Source organism: Vibrio jasicida CAIM 1864 = LMG 25398, assembly GCF_000400365.1.
Taxonomy (GTDB): domain Bacteria; phylum Pseudomonadota; class Gammaproteobacteria; order Enterobacterales; family Vibrionaceae; genus Vibrio; species Vibrio jasicida.
Genome location: NZ_BAOG01000145.1, coordinates 1 through 13,350 on the forward strand (window position 1 = coordinate 1; position 13,350 = coordinate 13,350).

The 13,350-nt window shown below is 45.8% G+C and carries 13 protein-coding genes; 7 read left to right on the forward strand and 6 right to left on the reverse strand.

Annotated features, from left to right (window positions below; translation table 11 throughout):
- Positions 1 to 86 precede the first annotated feature (86 nt).
- Positions 87 to 578, reverse strand: a complete 492-nt coding sequence (locus tag VJL_RS25100; RefSeq protein WP_038873422.1) for an Rsd/AlgQ family anti-sigma factor — start codon at positions 576 to 578, stop codon at positions 87 to 89.
- A 178-nt stretch (positions 579 to 756) separates the two neighbouring features.
- Here VJL_RS25100 and nudC point away from each other — a divergent pair, with 178 nt between their 5' ends.
- Together nudC and hemE are read left to right on the forward strand one after the other, a co-directional pair.
- Entirely contained in the window at positions 757 to 1,554 is a 798-nt protein-coding gene (gene nudC, locus VJL_RS25105; RefSeq protein ID WP_038882071.1) for an NAD(+) diphosphatase, read from the forward strand.
- A 247-nt stretch (positions 1,555 to 1,801) separates the two neighbouring features.
- Positions 1,802 to 2,869 carry a uroporphyrinogen decarboxylase gene (gene hemE, locus VJL_RS25110; protein WP_005433634.1) on the forward strand — a complete coding sequence of 356 codons (1,068 nt, stop codon included), beginning with the start codon at positions 1,802 to 1,804 and terminating at the stop codon, positions 2,867 to 2,869.
- 221 nt (positions 2,870 to 3,090) lie between these two features.
- Here hemE and VJL_RS25115 read toward each other — a convergent pair whose 3' ends face one another.
- Positions 3,091 to 3,663 carry a uracil-DNA glycosylase family protein gene (locus tag VJL_RS25115; protein WP_038882072.1) on the reverse strand — a complete coding sequence of 191 codons (573 nt, stop codon included), beginning with the start codon at positions 3,661 to 3,663 and terminating at the stop codon, positions 3,091 to 3,093.
- Between the two features lie 7 nt (positions 3,664 to 3,670).
- Positions 3,671 to 4,594, reverse strand: coding sequence for a D-2-hydroxyacid dehydrogenase (locus VJL_RS25120; protein WP_038882073.1), 924 nt, complete (start codon positions 4,592 to 4,594; stop codon positions 3,671 to 3,673).
- Positions 4,595 to 4,660: 66 nt separating this feature from the next.
- Here VJL_RS25120 and VJL_RS25125 point away from each other — a divergent pair, with 66 nt between their 5' ends.
- Positions 4,661 to 5,248: a YjaG family protein gene (locus VJL_RS25125; RefSeq protein ID WP_005434878.1), complete on the forward strand. Its 588-nt coding sequence runs from the start codon at positions 4,661 to 4,663 to the stop codon at positions 5,246 to 5,248.
- Between the two features lie 80 nt (positions 5,249 to 5,328).
- Here the strand turns inward: VJL_RS25125 and VJL_RS25130 are convergent, their stop codons facing one another.
- Positions 5,329 to 6,462, reverse strand: coding sequence for a CNNM domain-containing protein (locus VJL_RS25130; protein WP_038873409.1), 1,134 nt, complete (start codon positions 6,460 to 6,462; stop codon positions 5,329 to 5,331).
- 253 nt (positions 6,463 to 6,715) lie between these two features.
- Here VJL_RS25130 and hupA point away from each other — a divergent pair, with 253 nt between their 5' ends.
- Together hupA and VJL_RS25140 are read left to right on the forward strand one after the other, a co-directional pair.
- The gene (hupA, locus tag VJL_RS25135; RefSeq protein WP_005433627.1) at positions 6,716 to 6,988 is read left to right on the forward strand and encodes a nucleoid-associated protein HU-alpha; all 273 of its coding nucleotides are present in this window, start codon (positions 6,716 to 6,718) and stop codon (positions 6,986 to 6,988) included.
- Between the two features lie 39 nt (positions 6,989 to 7,027).
- On the forward strand, positions 7,028 to 7,726 hold the full coding sequence (locus VJL_RS25140) for a DUF1481 domain-containing protein (protein WP_038873406.1): 699 nt from the start codon (positions 7,028 to 7,030) through the stop codon (positions 7,724 to 7,726).
- An 85-nt stretch (positions 7,727 to 7,811) separates the two neighbouring features.
- Here VJL_RS25140 and purD read toward each other — a convergent pair whose 3' ends face one another.
- Together purD and purH are read right to left on the reverse strand one after the other, a co-directional pair.
- Positions 7,812 to 9,101, reverse strand: a complete 1,290-nt coding sequence (gene purD, locus VJL_RS25145; protein WP_038882074.1) for a phosphoribosylamine--glycine ligase — start codon at positions 9,099 to 9,101, stop codon at positions 7,812 to 7,814.
- A gap of 118 nt (positions 9,102 to 9,219) precedes the next feature.
- Positions 9,220 to 10,812 carry a bifunctional phosphoribosylaminoimidazolecarboxamide formyltransferase/IMP cyclohydrolase gene (gene purH, locus VJL_RS25150; protein WP_038882075.1) on the reverse strand — a complete coding sequence of 531 codons (1,593 nt, stop codon included), beginning with the start codon at positions 10,810 to 10,812 and terminating at the stop codon, positions 9,220 to 9,222.
- A 267-nt stretch (positions 10,813 to 11,079) separates the two neighbouring features.
- On the opposite strand from purH, the gene zntR reads away from it, so the two are divergent.
- Both zntR and cadC read left to right on the forward strand, forming a co-directional pair.
- Positions 11,080 to 11,478 (forward strand): Zn(2+)-responsive transcriptional regulator, encoded by a 399-nt coding sequence (gene zntR / locus VJL_RS25155; protein WP_038873397.1) that lies wholly within the window; start codon positions 11,080 to 11,082, stop codon positions 11,476 to 11,478.
- A gap of 163 nt (positions 11,479 to 11,641) precedes the next feature.
- The gene (cadC, locus tag VJL_RS25160; RefSeq protein ID WP_038882076.1) at positions 11,642 to 13,213 is read left to right on the forward strand and encodes a lysine decarboxylation/transport transcriptional activator CadC; all 1,572 of its coding nucleotides are present in this window, start codon (positions 11,642 to 11,644) and stop codon (positions 13,211 to 13,213) included.
- Positions 13,214 to 13,350 lie beyond the last annotated feature (137 nt).

Consider the following 13,350-nt stretch of genomic DNA (forward strand, 5'->3'; position numbering starts at 1 on the left):
CGCTTCTCGCTTCTCGCTTCTCGCTTCTCGCTTCTCGCTTCTCGCTTCTCGCTTCTCGCTTCTCGCTTCTCGCTTCTCGCTTCTCGCTATGCGCCAGGCGGCATAGCTAAACTGTCGGCAATCAACTGAATCAAGTGATCCTCTACCGCAAAGCGCGTTTCGATAATTTCTCCAATCAGAGACATATCTGAATCGAAATCGGCCAGTTCATCTTCGGCTGAAACATCAGAGTATTTATCGGTAAAGTTAAGAAGCGGTTCGGTAGTTAGAACTATCTTCGCGTAAGCCTGATTAATTTCATCAGTAGCGACAAAGCCAGTCGCTTTCCATTTATCCATGACCATGTCGTATATCTTGAAATGGCCTTCGGAGATATAGTCAACAAGATGTTGGCAGAAGTGCTGTAATTCGTCTGGAGAAGGAAGTTCAATAACGTTCGTTTTCGAACAAGGTTGCAGTGCTGCAAGCTTACAATATTCGACAATCAAAGACTGTCTTGTTTCCAGCCAATGATCAATGACCTCACTTGAGCCACCCCATTGGTCCTGTGTTTGTTTGAATTTTTTTAGCATGACCATGCCCTCATGATCTGATCGCCCATTGGCGAACGTATCCTTTGCAAAGCAAAGTTAGTAAAGTGATTACAAACTCTTGTCCTTACTAGAATTTATAGTTGTAAATCTAACGAACAACAAACTCTGGTATGAAATTAGATTGCCAGTAAAATGGATGAACTTCAAGCAAAGGGACGCTGTAATGTTAAGAAAAGGTGAAGTTAACCGTACGAAAAACGCCTATTGGTGCGTTGTCTCAGGAAGTGATATCTGGCTGGTGGATGGTGCTATTCCATTTGGTAATGCAGAGCAGTTCTCACTGCCAGAGGCGAGTGCAAGGCAAATTGGTGAATACCAAGGTGCCCCAGTCATATGGATAAACCTGTGTGATTTAGACCATGATTTAGATCTTGTGTCTTTGCGAGATTGTCTCCATTTCCCAGAGGCGCTTTTCTTGCTGATTAGTAAAGCGATTCAATATGGCCACATGACACAAAGCCTGCGCTTTTGCCCTCAATGTGGCGGGCGTAACTTCCTCAACAACAATCAATTGGCAATGCAGTGTGGTGAGTGCCGTACCTTACACTATCCGCGTATCTTCCCGTGCATCATTGTCGCTGTACGCAAAGATAACCAGATTTTGTTGGCACAGCACCCTCGTCATCGAAATGGCATGTACACCGTCATTGCGGGCTTTTTAGAAGTGGGAGAAACCCTAGAAGAATGTGTCGCTCGTGAAATACACGAAGAAACCGGCGTGCACGTTAAAAATATTCGCTATTTTGGCAGCCAACCATGGGCTTTTCCATCCAGCATGATGATGGCATTTCTTGCTGATTACGAGTCTGGCGAATTGAATCCGGATTACACCGAACTGTCAGATGCACAATGGTTTGGTGTTGACGAGATGCCGCCGGTTGCACCAGAAGGGACGATTGCTCGAGCGCTTATCGAGCAAACGCGACAAGATGTCGAATCTAATTGGCTGAAAAATAGATAAAAAAAACCCTCCGAGAAGGAGGGGGTAAGTAAGATGTCGTTATGAGATGCTGAGTACCGGGTACTCAGTTTATAATTGTAGTTTTCGCTAGCGAACAAATTTTTAACACTGATACCGACTGGGTGCAAATTAAGCACTGATTTAAAAGTTAATAACTTGATCCAGGTTGCAAAGCACACAGCTATTAGCCTTAAATCAGTGATAGAATACCCCCTTTCAAAGAAAGCCTAACAATTGGAATTACGGAATGACTGAATTAAAAAATGATCGTTATCTGCGTGCCCTTCTAAAAGAGCCAGTAGATTACACGCCAGTATGGATGATGCGTCAGGCAGGTCGTTACCTACCAGAGTACAAAGCAACTCGTGCGCAAGCGGGCGATTTCATGTCTTTGTGTAAAAACGCGGAGTTGGCGTCAGAAGTAACGCTTCAACCACTACGCCGTTTTCCTCTTGATGCAGCGATCTTGTTCTCTGACATCCTAACTATCCCAGATGCAATGGGCTTAGAGCTTCGTTTTGCCGCTGGTGAAGGTCCGGTTTTCGATAAGCCAATCACTTGCAAAGCCGACGTAGAAAAGATTGGCCTGCCAGATCCAGAAGGCGAGCTGCAATACGTAATGAACGCAGTGCGTCAAATCCGCAAAGACTTGAACGGTGACGTTCCACTGATTGGTTTCTCTGGTAGCCCATGGACACTGGCGACTTATATGGTTGAAGGTGGCAGCTCAAAAGCGTTCACCAAGATCAAGAAGATGATGTACGCAGAACCACAAACGCTGCACCTACTTCTAGATAAGCTAGCAGACAGCGTTATCGAGTACCTAAACGCGCAAATTAAAGCGGGTGCACAGTCGGTGATGGTATTTGATACATGGGGCGGTGTACTGACTCCTCGTGACTACAACCTGTTCTCATTGCAATACATGCACAAGATTGTAGATGGCCTGATTCGTGAAAACGACGGTCGTCGCGTACCAGTAACATTGTTCACTAAGAACGGTGGTATGTGGCTTGAGCAAATCGCAGCAACGGGCTGTGATGCGGTAGGTCTAGACTGGACAATCAACATTGCAGACGCGAAAGCGCGTATCGGCGATAAAGTGGCTCTACAAGGTAACATGGACCCATCAATGCTTTACGCTTCACCAGAGCGTATCCGTGAAGAAGTAGCGGGTATTCTAGAAGGCTTTGGCGATGCAGGTACTGGTCACGTGTTCAACTTAGGCCACGGTATCCATTTGGATGTGCCGCCAGAAAACGCGGGCGTATTTGTGGAAGCGGTACACGAGCTATCTAAGCCGTACCACAAGTAAATTCGACTTTTTTGAAATCAAATACCGGCAATCAGTGTCGGTATTTTTTTATCTGAAACTCAAGGCTGTACAGCTCTGGTAGTATTTGGTCTGCCATGATCTAATTGCTATTTAGACTGTACGTTATACATTAAAATTTATTATAAACAACGATTTATGATTGTGGCTCTTGTGCGCTAATTTTTTTGTACAGATAAACAAGCAATTAGATCACGGGTAACCTAAAGCATCGAATGAACACGTTTTTTAAGGTATGGCACGATGTCAGATTCAAACCAAGGATTCTTCTTTAGCCATAATATGTTGCGCGGAGAAGGGTGAGGAAGCGGGATAAAGTCCGGTTCCCAATCCTGCCATTGCTGAACAGTTTGCGTGAGCGTCTTTGGTTTGTTGGTGAGATAGTACTGCTGTGAGTACTGACCAATCAGCAGAGTCAGCTCTATATTGGGCAACTGCTCAAGAATCTGATTATGCCAAGCGGGCGCACACTCTTTGCGAGGAGGCAAATCGCCAGAGCTACCCTTGCCTGGATAGCAGAAGCCCATCGGGACAATGGCTATTTTGTTTGGGTCGTAGAAAGTGTCTTTGTCGATATCGAGCCATTGGCGTAACCGATCGCCGCTTGGATCGTTCCAAGGTATCGAGGTTTTGTGCACACGTGTCCCCGGCGCTTGTCCGATGATTAGGATGCGTGCGTCTTTTGCGGCTTGCACGACAGGGTTTGCACCCAAAGGTAAATCGTCTGCGCAGATCTGGCAGGCTCGCACTTGCTTTAGCAATGTTTCTAGAGACATAAAACGGTTAATACCCTTTGTCGAAATCGACCTGATTATTTAGAAAGAAACCGTCCCTCCAACTCAAGTAGTTGTCTGCAAAAATGTCGACTACTTGCTCAGGGAAACTTAACGCTGCGATGTGAGGAGTGATGGTTACTTGCGGAAGTTTCCAAAACGGATGTTGTGGTGAAAGTGGTTCTAGTTCAAACACATCGAGAAAAGCATGTTCGACCCAGCGATTCTTTAGAGCGAGCAACAGACCTACATCATCAATCACATCGCCTCTTCCAACATTAAATAGCAATGCCAGATTAAGATGGCTTAGCACCTGACTATTGAGTAAACGTTGCGTCTCTGTCGTGCTCGGCAGCGTATTTACCACGATATCCGCTTGGTGAAAGGCACTGGCGAGTTCATTGATATGAAAAGTTTGATTGAATTCACCGCCAGAAGTGGGGATACCAGTACGATTGATTCCTATGGCTTTCATGCCCATCAGTTGTGCCGTTTTACCCAAATGACTGCCGATACTGCCGGTGCCGAGAATCACCATGGTTTTGCTTTGTAGCGAGGTATATAGATGCGGCTGCCATTGTTTGGCCTGTTGCTGCTGGTGGTATTGCATGAAGTGACGGAAGTGAGCAATGCTGTAACCAATCACGTACTCGGCAATCAATGGACCAAAAATACCGCGAACATTAGTCAAGGTATAATCCCGGCGCAGATTCGGCATCATCAAAGCATTCACCCCAGCAAATGTTGATTGCACCCACTCAAGCTGTGAAAACTCGTCTAACCTTTGTGATAGTAATGGTGGATCCGCCAGTACGATCTGAGCATCTTGAGGTTTGTTTGTGATGGCAAGATCGGGCAGATTTTTGTCCGCTAGTAATGTTTCGTAGGTGTCGCGATGCTCCGAGAGCAGGAAAATCTGATTTGGATGCTGCATTAACTTTTTTCCCTGTGATGAATCAAGTACACTTTCGCTGATTTTTTCTTCAATGATTGAGTGACTATGCTTAAGAATCCTCTTCAGGTTCGTTTGGAAAAACTAGAACCTTGGCAACAAATTACCTTCATGGCGTGTCTGTGTGAACGCATGTATCCAAACTATGCGATGTTTTGTGAGAATACAGAATTTGCTGAGCCACGTGCTTACCGAGCGATTCTTGATAGTGTATGGGAAATTCTGACGGTTAAGAACGCGAAAATTAACTTCGAACGTCAATTAGAGAAGTTAGAAGAATTGTTCCCAAGTGCAGATGAGTTCGATTTTTACGGTGTTTATCCAGCGATGGATGCTTGTCAGAGCTTGTCGACACTGCTGCATGGTCTGTTGGATCGCGACTACCTTTTCGATTCAATGCTTAAAGTGAGCCAACAGTCGGTACAAACTGTTGCTGACCTAGAACAAGCACAAGGTGCAGAGCCAATCACAAACGACAACCAAAAAGAAAATGAAGCCGTGTGTGAAGAGTGGGATGTTCAGTGGGCTATCTTCCGTCCACTGCGTGAAGCGGTAGAGCGTGACATCAGCTTGATTAAAGATTTGCGTGAAGAGCTGCGCGAAGAAGCCGTGAGCAACATCGGCATTGCACTTTAATTGTTGAATAGATAAAACAAAGGCATCCATGGTGGATGCCTTTTTAATTTGTGCGTTCGAGCTGTTATGCCCAATGCTGATTACGATTCTTTAGAGTCTGGTTTGGTTGGCTCTTGAGCTTCTGGCTCTTTGTCCTGTTTCTCCAGTTGTTCCTCTTCTTCATCGTCGTCACGGCTTTCAATCACGCCGTGCTTCTCTTTCCAGTTTTCCCAGCGTTGATAAGCTAGCTCTTGCATGTCTGTGCTCTTATCCGCTTCGTCGATGATCTCTTCACCCAATAGGTGCTCAAAGATATCTTCAAGTGTCACTAGACCTTGAATTGTGCCGTATTCATCGACAACTAAAGCCAGTTGTAGACGGTGGCTCATCATCTGGTCGAACACTTTAGGTAAAGTGGTATTGTTTAGCACGACTTGAATAGGGCGCATAACGGCACCAAGTTGCTTTTCACCACTGCCAGATTGTTGCAGCTTGAACAATTCTAAGCGGTGTACGAAGCCAACAATATTGTCCGTTTGTTCACTGTAAACCAGAGGGCGAGAGAACGGTGTTTCTTTGTGTTTATCAAGAAACTCATTAATCGACATCGTAGCATCCACACGGAACACGACTGGGCGAGGTGTCATGACTTGAGTCACGGGTACATCTTGAATACCAAGTAGGTTACTCAGAATTTTTGATTCGCCTTCTGCGAACTCGCCACTTTCTCTTGCAAGAATCGCCATTGCGGATAATTCATCACGCATCTTTGGTGCTTCGTGGTTGCGTGCTAAACGCTTTGTAATCTGCTCTGAGAACCACACGAATGGTGTCAGTGCCCAAACCATCCAACGCAGCGATACGGCTGCTGCAGGCGCTAATTGACGCCAGTAGGTTGCACCAATCGTTTTAGGTACGATCTCTGAAAGTACAAGAATCGCTAAAGTCAGAACCGCAGAGAAGATACCAAGTGCTTCGCTACCAAACACAACTGCCGCTTGTGCACCTGCCGTTGCTGCACCAATAGTATGAGCAATAGTGTTTAACGTCAGGATTGAAGCCAATGGACGGTCGATGTCCGACTTCAGTTTTTCTAGCTGAGCTGAAGCAGGGTGCCCCTGTTGTCTGAGCTGTGCAATGTAGCTCGGACTGATACTCAGTAGTACCGCCTCCAGCACCGAACAGATAAACGAAACGCCGATAGCAATAGAGATATAAATGGATAACAGCAGCATAGTTGCCCTTGAATGTAATGTGATAGTTGGTCTTTGCAGAGATTATAACCGCAAAAGTGCCTTATAAATCGGTCTTATTGCATTAGAAAGCAAGAGCTTTCATCGTGCAAGTAGTAACAAATTGTGAGTTATTACTCATATTATGGCTAAAACTACGTCAGAAAATCGAAAGATCGCTTACAAACCTTTGCCAGATGGGGCATTTATGTTTTAGAGTGAGTTGAATTCGATAACATATGAGAAGGGAAACCTAATGAACAAGACCCAATTAATCGACTTTATCGCAGAGAAAGCAGATCTATCTAAAGCACAAGCTAAAGCTGCTCTTGAAGCAACTCTTGAGGGTGTAACAGGCGCTCTTAAAGAGGGTGACCAAGTTCAACTAATTGGTTTTGGTACATTCAAAGTGAACCACCGCGCTGCACGTACTGGTCGTAACCCTAAGACTGGTGACGAGATTCAAATCGCAGCGGCTAACGTACCTGCATTTGTAGCAGGTAAAGCGCTGAAAGAATCAGTAAACTAAGTTAAAATGCACCGAGGTATTCTGCCTCGGTGCAATTTCATGAAAAAACATCTACTCACTTCACTCCTCCTATCTAGCCTGACTCTTTTTGGCTGTGCTTCTGTAGAAACCCCAAACCTCGAACAATTTACTCATTTCTCTGGCGGGAAAATCATGGGGGATGCCACCAGTTTATACTGGATGACTGAGCGCCTTACGCGTGTCAGCAAGGCAGCAGACTATGTCACCATGGGTGATTACGGCTCGTATCAGAGTGATTATCGTTGGGATGACGATGAGCTCAGAGAGTTGATTCGAAAAGGTGAGCAACTCGATGCCAAACAAGGATTGGTGCCTTTTCAAATCCACATTCGATTCAATAAAGATGGTGATGCGATTTATCAGCAATACCGTGTGAACGGGAAAGTGCTACCTTTACAGCGAGATCAACTCGAACGATATAAGAAAGAAGCAAATGACGTGGTGGCTTCGATCAAGAAACAATCCCGAGATGGTAAGAGCCTAATCCAGGGTTATTGGGATGGGGAAACATTCGAAACCTGCAAAGGGCGAGAGTTTGCTACATTGGAATTTAACCAGACCCTGCCTAAGTTTGTGATAGATAGGTTAGCTTCAGTGGACAGTTACATTGCATTCATCGGCAAGGAGTCTCGCAGTACGGCAACCGTCGACGAATTGCTGATGCTCAATGATGATGATTTTGATTGCGTATCACGACCAAAGTTGATCTCGGAATAAACGTAGCTTCGAAATCTCTCGATAAAAACATAATAAAAAAGGCGCTGAATGCGCCTTTTGTCTTTTTAGCCAACTGAAGTTGTTTTTATTTTTCTTGCTCACGTGCAATTGCACGGTAGCCGATATCGTTGCGATGGAATACACCATCCCAACTGATTGGTTTCGCAAGCTCATAAGCGCGTTGCTGTGCTTCTGATACGCTATTGCCAAGCGCGGTCGCACAAAGAACACGGCCACCGTTTGTAACGATGTCGCCATCTTTGTTATCTGTACCGGCATGGAAGACTTTCTCGCCTTCAATTTCAACTTGAGGTAGACCAGAAATGATATCGCCTTTGTTGTAAGCCGCTGGGTAGCCGCCGGCCGCTAGCACGATACCGATAGAGGCGCGAGGATCCCAATTTGATTCGACTTGGTCCAATTTTTCGTCGATTGCTGCAAGGCACAGTTCAACAAGATCCGATTCCATACGCATCATGATAGGTTGCGTCTCAGGATCACCGAAGCGGCAGTTGTACTCGATCACTTTTGGAGTGCCATCTGCATCGATCATCAGACCCGCGTATAAGAAACCAGTGTAAGGGTTACCTTCAGAAGCCATACCACGTACCGTTGGGTAAATCACTTCTTCCATAATGCGGTTGTGGATTTCCTGTGTCACCACTGGAGCTGGAGAGTATGCACCCATGCCACCGGTGTTAGGACCAGTATCTTTGTCGCCTACGCGTTTATGGTCTTGGCTGGTGGCCATTGGTAAGACGTTCTCACCATCGACCATAACGATGAAGCTTGCTTCTTCACCATCTAGGAATTCTTCGATAACCACGCGGCTGCCTGCATCACCAAATGCGTTGCCTGCTAGCATGTCTTTGATTGCGTCTTCAGCTTCTTCCAGTGTCATCGCTACAATCACGCCTTTACCAGCAGCAAGACCGTCGGCCTTTACAACAATCGGCGCACCTTGTTCACGAACGTAAGCAAGTGCTGGCTCGATTTCAGTGAAGTTCGCGTATGCACCCGTTGGGATTTGGTGACGAGCAAGGAAATCTTTAGTAAACGCTTTAGATCCTTCAAGCTGCGCTGCTGCTTGTGTCGGGCCGAAGATTGGCAGGCCTGCTTCACGGAAAGCATCAACCACACCGATAACCAGTGGCGCTTCAGGACCAACAATGGTTAGCTCAATCGCTTTCTCTTTTGCAAAAGCAACCAACCCAGCGATGTCTTCTACTGCGATGTTTACGTTCTTTAATTTAGGCTCTAGTGCTGTACCTGCGTTACCTGGAGCCACGAAGATAGTCTCAACATTTGGGTTTTGTGCCGCTTTCCAACCTAGTGCGTGTTCACGACCACCTGAACCAATGATAAGAATATTCATAATATTTCCTTTGATTTCGCTCCTCCCCTTATTAAGGGGAGGTTGGGAGGGGTAAGTCGTGTGCGTACAACAGACCCCCTCTAACTCCCCCTTGGTAAAGGGGAAGACCAAAAACTAATTAGTGGCGGAAGTGACGCATGCCCGTAAAGATCATCGCCATGCCGTGTTCGTCTGCCGCTGCGATAACTTCGTCATCACGCATAGAACCACCCGGTTGGATAACACACTTGATGCCCGCTTCTGCAGCCGCGTCGATACCGTCACGGAATGGGAAGAATGCATCTGATGCCATTACACAACCTTCAACCTGTAAACCTTCGTCTGCAGCTTTAATGCCTGCGATTTTCGCCGAGTAAACGCGGCTCATTTGGCCTGCGCCTACACCGATAGTCATGTCGCCTTTCGAGTAAACGATCGCGTTAGATTTCACGTACTTCGCTACTTTCCAGCAGAACAGCGCATCTTTTAGCTCTTCAGCGGTTGGTTGACGCTTAGAAACTACTTTAAGGTCATCTTCAGACACCATACCTTGGTCGCGGTCTTGGACCAGTAGGCCGCCGTTAACGCGTTTCACGTCAAAGCCAGTTGTCTTAGTTGTCCACTCACCACACTCAAGTAGGCGAAGGTTTTTCTTAGCAGCTACGATTTCTACTGCTTCAGCAGAAACAGAAGGAGCAATGATAACTTCAACGAATTGGCGCTCAGTGATAGCCGTTGCTGTTGCAGCGTCTAGTTCACGGTTGAATGCGATGATGCCGCCAAATGCAGACGTTGGGTCTGTTTTGAACGCACGGTCGTAAGCTTCTAGGATATCTTCACCTAGTGCTACACCACATGGGTTAGCGTGCTTAACGATCACACATGCTGGCTCGTCGAACTCTTTCACACACTCAAGTGCTGCATCTGTGTCAGCGATGTTGTTGTAAGAAAGGGCTTTACCTTGGATTTGGCGAGCAGTAGAAACTGATGCTTCTTCAGGGTTTGCTTCAACGTAGAATGCTGCTGCTTGGTGGCTGTTCTCACCGTAGCGCATGTCTTGTTTTTTCTCGAACTGTTGGTTGAACGTACGAGGGAATTTGCTCTCTTCATCGCCTTCCTTGTTCTCACCGTAAGATGGAACCATAGTGCCGAAGTAGTTAGCGATCATGCCGTCGTAAGAAGCCGTGTGTTCGAATGCTGCGATAGCAAGGTCGAAGCGAGTCTCTAGTGTTAGAGATTTTTCGTTCGCGTCCATTTCAGCGATAACACGGTCGTAGTCGTGAGCGTTAACAACGATAGTTACGTCTTTGTGGTTTTTCGCTGCAGAGCGAACCATTGTTGGACCACCGATGTCGATGTTCTCAACAGCGTCAGCAAGCGTACAGCCTTCTTTAGCAACGGTTTCTGCGAATGGGTATAGGTTTACAACAACCATATCGATAGGGTTGATACCGTGAGTTTCCATCACGTCATCGTCTTGGCCGCGACGGCCTAGAACACCACCATGAACTTTTGGATGCAGAGTCTTAACACGGCCGTCCATCATTTCTGGGAAACCAGTGTAGTCAGATACTTCTGTAACAGAGATGCCTTTTTCAGCAAGCAGGCGAGCAGTGCCACCAGTAGATAGGATATCGACACCGCGCTCAGCAAGAGCTTGTGCAAACTCAACAATACCTGTTTTGTCTGATACGCTGATAAGCGCACGGCGAATAGGGCGAGCGTTGTTCATGCTTCCATTTTCCTCAAATTCACGGAGTTAAAGATGTTTGCCAAAAATGAACTTGTTTCCACCTCTTAGGGTAAAATATTGGCCAGTTTTGGTAAAAACCTTTGCAGGGTGTTTTCTTATCAAGAAAACAGTCTCCACTATTTGATGGCGCGTATTCTAACCAATTTATTACAAAAAAGCTTGCGCAATCGTTTGGCATCTCAAAAATAATTGTAAAAACCTCGTCCTTTCGCTTAAAAAGTAACGAGATAGTTAATAAGGGAAGTTATGTTTCAGATAGGTGAACTGGCGAAACGCTGTGGTGTGACTGCCGATACATTGCGTTTCTACGAAAAAAATGCGTTGATTAAACCCGCAGGACGAAGTGAATCAGGCTATCGCTTATATAATGAAGAGAACCAAAAGCAGGTACGTTTCATTCTTAAAGCGAAAGAGCTTGGTTTAAGTTTAGAAGAAATCAAAGAGCTGCTAGGGATCAAATTAGAAGCGACAGAACACAGTTGTGCTGAGGTGAAAGCCATTACTTCTGCAAAGTTAACTTTAATTGATGAGAAGATTGCTGAACTCAGCAAAATCCGTACGGCTTTGAAGAAGATAAATGACGCTTGCTGCGGGCATAACAATGATGATGCCAGCCATTGCTCGATCTTGGCAGCCCTTGAATAGTCTCATTTTTGCGTCATTTAACTTAAGTTTGCATTTTTGGCGGCTTGCTTTTCTAGGTTCAAGCCGCTTTCCCACCTATAATCTCGCCTTTAGTCGACCGTAAGAATTGTAGTCCCCCTATTCCTAAAGCGACGCTGTCTATCAGATACGAGAGTTTTCATACATGGTTGGAGTCTATTTTCAAATCAATGATTGGGTTTTGAGCGTTGATGAAAATAAGCTGTATCGACAAGACAGGGAAGTTACCGTTGAACCACGCTTAATTAATCTGCTGCATTTCCTTGCTGAACACGCGAGTGAAGTTTTCAATCGCGAAGAGCTGATCCAATATGTTTGGGCTGGTGCGATTGTGACGGATCAAGTCGTCACTCAATCGATTTTTGAATTGCGTAAGCTACTGCGTGATGGTCGAGAAGAAAACATCAGCTACGTGATCACTGTGCCTAAGCGCGGTTACAAGCTGGTGGCGAATGTGGTACCGCTATCGCATGATGAGTTTCTTGCTGCTCGTCATTGTGGCACTGATGAACTTCCTCCTGTCATTGACGATATGGAAGAAGAAGCATCTGAACTTCCCGCTCCGGCTATGACATTTCCAGCAGGTCCTTTAACTCGCGCTGTATGCGAGATGTCGAAAGAGAAAAAAGCACCGCGTAAACCCAACAAAATTAGCCCTTGGCGTTTAGGCTTTATGAACTTCATCTGGATCAGTATCTTGGTGGTCGTGATGGGGGTGTTTACTTATAAGCAATCGGAAGTGCGTATTACACAAGCCATTGATACCCACCTTATCGAGTTTAAGTTCCAAGATGATTTCAATAAAGGCGGGTTGAGTTACGACTTGGCCGACGGCTTTGCTCAGAAACTCATGGCAGATATCGCTCAGGTGAGTGATTACCGAGTGATGCTCAAGAAGGCGTCATTCACTAATGGTATTGTTCCGGGCAAATCGGTGGTGGTGCGAGTTCGAGAGAATGGTGGTGGCAGCTTCTTAGAAGTGGAATACCGCAATAACTCTTCAGAAAAGGTGTTGTTCAGCCGTCAATATGCTTTAACTAGCAGCCATTTAAAAACCGTTTTGCAGCAAGCCTCTTTGGATTTGATGCGAGTGCTTAAAGTACCTGATGCAAAACTCAAATCAAAAGTGCTGGTGGCAGGAATGCCAATGAACCCAGACGCGCTTGAGTTATTCGTTCAAGCCAACCATTATTTAAATGTATCAGACTCCGACCAATTCCAGCACGGCATTGACCTTATGGAGAAGATTCTAGAGATTGAACCGGACAATGCTTATGTGCAATCGGAATTGCTAATAGCTTACCATGTGCAAAAAGCACTCGATCCTGCATTGGAACTAAGAAAGAGCAGGGTTCAGCAGTTAAGTGATAAGCTGGAAGCCAACGCTAAGATGATGGTTGGGCCTATTCAGCCACGTATTTATGAAGCGTTAGCTCTGCATGAGACGATCACTGGTGACATTGATTTAGCTAAGCGACATTTGAATCAAGCGTTAGACGTTCGTGATTCGGTATTGTCTTACGTGATTCGAGGTAAGCACGCTGAGCTGGATGGTGATTTGGATTGGGCGAGTGAGTCCTACAGCGAAGCCTTCTATATTGATACATCCGTAGAAACTTACTTATTGTGCGAGAACTTGGTTTTTCCAAGTAACATGAAGGCGATTGATTACGCCATGTATCGCGCAGTTCACCCTTCCGTGGTTCGTATGCTGTAAGTAGCCACTATCTAACAAGTAAAGATATCTTTAGCCCTTCATTTCGGTGAGGGGCTAATTATATGGTCCGCCTCACTCTCAAGCCCTACGCTTAGAGTAGGCTCTCAGAACGAGGTGAACCATATGTCTACCATTCA

Coding starts and splice junctions, on each gene's coding strand:
- VJL_RS25100 (WP_038873422.1), bottom strand. CDS start 578: ATGGTCATGCTAAAAAAATTCAAACAAACACAGGACCAATGGGGTGGC.
- nudC (WP_038882071.1), top strand. CDS start 757: ATGTTAAGAAAAGGTGAAGTTAACCGTACGAAAAACGCCTATTGGTGC.
- hemE (WP_005433634.1), top strand. CDS start 1,802: ATGACTGAATTAAAAAATGATCGTTATCTGCGTGCCCTTCTAAAAGAG.
- VJL_RS25115 (WP_038882072.1), bottom strand. CDS start 3,663: ATGTCTCTAGAAACATTGCTAAAGCAAGTGCGAGCCTGCCAGATCTGC.
- VJL_RS25120 (WP_038882073.1), bottom strand. CDS start 4,594: ATGCAGCATCCAAATCAGATTTTCCTGCTCTCGGAGCATCGCGACACC.
- VJL_RS25125 (WP_005434878.1), top strand. CDS start 4,661: ATGCTTAAGAATCCTCTTCAGGTTCGTTTGGAAAAACTAGAACCTTGG.
- VJL_RS25130 (WP_038873409.1), bottom strand. CDS start 6,462: ATGCTGCTGTTATCCATTTATATCTCTATTGCTATCGGCGTTTCGTTT.
- hupA (WP_005433627.1), top strand. CDS start 6,716: ATGAACAAGACCCAATTAATCGACTTTATCGCAGAGAAAGCAGATCTA.
- VJL_RS25140 (WP_038873406.1), top strand. CDS start 7,028: ATGAAAAAACATCTACTCACTTCACTCCTCCTATCTAGCCTGACTCTT.
- purD (WP_038882074.1), bottom strand. CDS start 9,101: ATGAATATTCTTATCATTGGTTCAGGTGGTCGTGAACACGCACTAGGT.
- purH (WP_038882075.1), bottom strand. CDS start 10,812: ATGAACAACGCTCGCCCTATTCGCCGTGCGCTTATCAGCGTATCAGAC.
- zntR (WP_038873397.1), top strand. CDS start 11,080: ATGTTTCAGATAGGTGAACTGGCGAAACGCTGTGGTGTGACTGCCGAT.
- cadC (WP_038882076.1), top strand. CDS start 11,642: ATGGTTGGAGTCTATTTTCAAATCAATGATTGGGTTTTGAGCGTTGAT.